Source organism: Methylobacterium sp. B1, from assembly GCF_000333255.1.
GTDB classification, from domain to species: Bacteria; Pseudomonadota; Alphaproteobacteria; order Rhizobiales; family Beijerinckiaceae; genus Methylobacterium; species Methylobacterium fujisawaense.
Map to the genome: position 1 here is coordinate 1 of NZ_BACT01000203.1, position 2,908 is coordinate 2,908.

General features: G+C 68.0%; 1 protein-coding gene and 1 pseudogene. One reads left to right on the plus strand and one right to left on the minus strand.

Annotated features, from left to right (window positions below; translation table 11 throughout):
- Window positions 1–17: 17 nt before the first annotated feature.
- Window positions 18–1,646, minus strand: coding sequence for an inorganic phosphate transporter (locus I53_RS05400; RefSeq protein ID WP_043347531.1), 1,629 nt, complete (start codon window positions 1,644–1,646; stop codon window positions 18–20).
- Between the two features lie 430 nt (window positions 1,647–2,076).
- Between I53_RS05400 and I53_RS05405 the strand changes: the two are divergent.
- A pseudogene (locus I53_RS05405) lies at window positions 2,077–2,908 on the plus strand (hypothetical protein); the annotation flags it as partial.

Genomic DNA, 2,908 nt, shown 5'->3' on the forward strand with positions numbered 1-2,908 from the left:
GCCGGCCAGACGCCCGATCAGAACATGTGCGCCAGGAGGAGAAACAGCACGGCGCGAGGGGTGATCGCCGCCGGCAGGGTCAGGATCCAGGCGAGTGCCATGTTGCGCACGGTGGCCATCTGCAGGCCCGAGCAGTTGGCCGCCATCGTCCCGGCGACACCGGATGACAGGATGTGGGTGGTCGAGACCGGCAGGCCGTAGAGTTCGGCCAGCCCGATCGTGCCGGCCGCGACGATCTCCGCCGAGGCACCCTGCGCGTAGGTCAGGTGGGTCTTGCCGATCTTCTCGCCCACCGTGACGACGATGCGTTTCCAGCCGACCATGGTGCCGAGGCCGAGGGCGAGGGCGACGCAGACCTTGACCCAGCCCGGGATGTAGCGCGTGCCGTCGTTGAGCAGGCCCGCGTAGCGCTTGAGGGTCGCCTTGTCGGCCTCCGAGAGATCGGCCCCGGAGCCCGGCAGCACGCGCACCGCGTCGGCGGCGAGGTACATGTCGCTGCGCAGGTTCTGGGTCTGGGCGGCCGGCACCGTGCGGATCGCGCCGTAATTCTTCACGCTGGCGGCAATGTCGTTCGCGAGCGCCGCCAGCGCGGCGTAGACGGGCGGCGCGTTCAGGTCCTTGGTCTTCAGCGCTTCCGTCACGGTCCGGCGCGCGGCGGCGGCGTCCGGCACCTCCGCGCCGGGCGCCCGGGCGGAGAACACCGCGCCCGCCGCCGTCGAAGCCTGCACGAAGGCGGGCGTCGTGTCGTCCGCCATGGTGCGGTTGAGCGCGTAGGCAGTGGGGGCGGCGCCGATCAGGATCAGCATGATCAGGCCCATGCCCTTCTGCCCGTCGTTGCCGCCGTGGAAGAACGAGACCAGCGTGCAGGTGAGGATCAGCAGGCCGCGGATCCACAGGGGCGGCGGCGCTTCGCCCTTCGGCGCCGCGTAGAGATCCTTGCGGCGCACCGCGAATTTCAGGGCGAGCAGCAGCAGCGCCGCCAGCACGAAGCCGCAGACCGGCGAGAACAGCAGCGCCTTGAAGACGTTGAGGGCCTGGCTCCAGTCGACGCCCGCGGTGCCGTCGCCGCCGTTCATCAGCTGGTTGGCGAGGCCGACGCCGAGCACCGAGCCGATCAGCGCGTGGGACGAGGAATTAGGCAGCCCGAACGCCCAGGTTCCGAGGTTCCAGAGGATCGCCGCCAGCAGCAGCGCGAAGATCATCGCGTAGCCCGCATGCGAGCCGACATTGAGGATCAGCTCCACCGGCAGCAGCGTCACGATGGCGTAGGCCACGGCGCCCGAGGAGAGCATCACACCGAGGAAGTTGAAGACGCCCGACCAGATCACCGCGACGAGCGGCGGCATCGAGTGGGTGTAGATCACCGTGGCGACCGCATTGGCGGTGTCGTGGAAGCCGTTCACGAACTCGAAGGCGAGGGCGATCAGCAGGGCGAGGCCGAGCAGCGCGAAGGCGCCGTAGGCGAGAGGCGCCTCGCCGACGGCGTTCATGTCCGCGATCAGGCTCACCACCGCGTAGCCGAGGCCCGCCACTAGCACGAGGAGGAAGGCGACCACCCCGCCGAGATGCAGTCCGTGGTCGAGGCGCGGGCCCCCTACCTGCCGGCCTGCGACCGCCCCCGACGGCGCCACGGCGGAATCGGACATGAACCCTCGCGCGGAATCATTCGTGATGGTGAGCCGGGATTAAAATGTGCCCGTGACGGTCGGGTGACGTCGATCCCGCGTCCAGCCTCGCGCAACGGCATCCGGCCGAAGCGATTTGCGGGATTTCGTCCCGTCCCCAGTGTCCGGGCCGTCCCAGTGTTCGGGCCGCCGAGGATGGGCGGTCTGTGCCGGGCCCGTTGGATGACGGACGGCCATCGCCCCGATCCTCATGTCATGACGGCACGCGCTGCAAGGTTAAGACGAAGATGAGTCATGATATGATTTGCGCCGGCAAAGTTTCGATCATGTTGCTGGCAGGATACAAATGTAAGCTTTTAGATTTGTGACTGGATTATGACGAAGGCGAGCGCTTAGAGTTCGCTAAATCTCCGGCTCGCAGGCTGAATCGCCGCGCGCTTTGGGGGTTGGCATGACATTTCGATATGGCGTCTCGATCGTGGCGTTGGCGGTCGCTGCCTTCGGACCGGGCGCGCAGGCACAGACGGCCAACACGACCGCTTCGGACGTCAACGTCCTCAATCTGCTGGCGCCGTACCTGACGCTCAACACGACGGCGACCGGTCAGCAGACGCTGCAGCTCAACCTGGCGCAGTCGATCGCGATCAACACCGCCGCGGGGCTCGCCCAGCAGCAGTTCGCGATCAGCGACAAGAACCTGCTGGGCTCGGCGCGCAACGACCTGTCCTCGGCCGGGCTCGGGACATACGGCGTGGCTGCAAATCTCGCGGGCGGCCTGCCGGCCCAGACGCCGATCAACGGCATCGTTCCGCAACAGCTCGTCGGCGGCCTGGGTGCCCAGCTCGGCCCGATCTACCAGCGCGGGGTCGAGCAGGGCGCGAGCGGACCCCTGGGCAGCGTGGTCAATCTGCTGGCCGGTGCCTACGGTTTCACAGGCAACAACCTGGGCGTGGCCAAGAACTACTATGCCAACGGCGCGGCCAACAATCCGAGCGTGACCCCGGCCAACTACGTGGCGGTGCCGGCCGTGGCGCCGGCGGGCTACAGCCTGCCCACCGCCAACGGGCTGCCGAACACGATCAATAGCGTCTACGACCTCGCCTACGGCGTGACCAACACGCAAGCCGGCCAGGATGTCTACGGTTCCTCGCGGCCCGTCCAGGCGGCGCCGGCCCGGTTCACACCTTCGACCCGACCGCGCTCAACGGCATCGCCACGAATCCGTCCTTTCGAGCGGGCACACCACCTACGCGTTCACCGACGGCATCCTGCTCGCGATGCTG

Coding starts and splice junctions, on each gene's coding strand:
- I53_RS05400 (WP_043347531.1), bottom strand. CDS start 1,646: ATGTCCGATTCCGCCGTGGCGCCGTCGGGGGCGGTCGCAGGCCGGCAG.